Annotated in this window: 1 protein-coding gene; it reads left to right on the top strand. The window is 60.7% G+C overall.

The window, feature by feature from the left end; all coding sequences use genetic code 11:
* Positions 1-537 (top strand): class I SAM-dependent DNA methyltransferase (locus R7Q48_RS30470; protein WP_318134145.1); only part of this gene is annotated, 537 nt, incomplete at both ends.

Genomic DNA, 537 nt, shown 5'->3' with positions numbered 1-537 from the left:
GAAGAGCTGATCCGCCGCTTCGCCGAAAGCTCGAACGAGACTGCCGGGGAGCACTTTACCCCGCGCGATATCGTACGGCTCACCACCTCGCTGGTGTTTGCCAGCGATAACGAAGCCCTGACCAAGCCCGGCGTGGTGCGCTCTATCTATGACCCCACCGCTGGCACCGGCGGCTTTCTCTCCTGCGGCATGGAGTACCTGCACGAGCTCAACCCGGCGGCCCGTCTGGCCACCTTCGGTCAGGAGCTCAACCCCGAGTCCTACGCCATCTGTAAGGCCGACATGCTGATCAAGGGCCAGGACATCAGCCATATCAAGCTGGGGAATACCTTAAGCGACGACCAACTGCCGTTTGAGCATTTCGACTATTGCCTCTCCAACCCGCCCTTCGGTGTGGACTGGAAGAAGGTGGAAAAGCAGGTCAGCGATGAACATCAGCGCAAAGGCTTTGAAGGTCGTTTCGGCCCCGGCCTGCCGCGCGTCTCGGACGGCTCCTTGCTGTTTCTGCTGCACCTGATATCCAAAATGCGCCCGGCC

The organism is Vibrio sp. 378, assembly GCF_033339435.1.
Note: the sequence above shows the minus strand (reverse complement) of the source record. Positions and strands in the feature narration are given on the sequence as shown.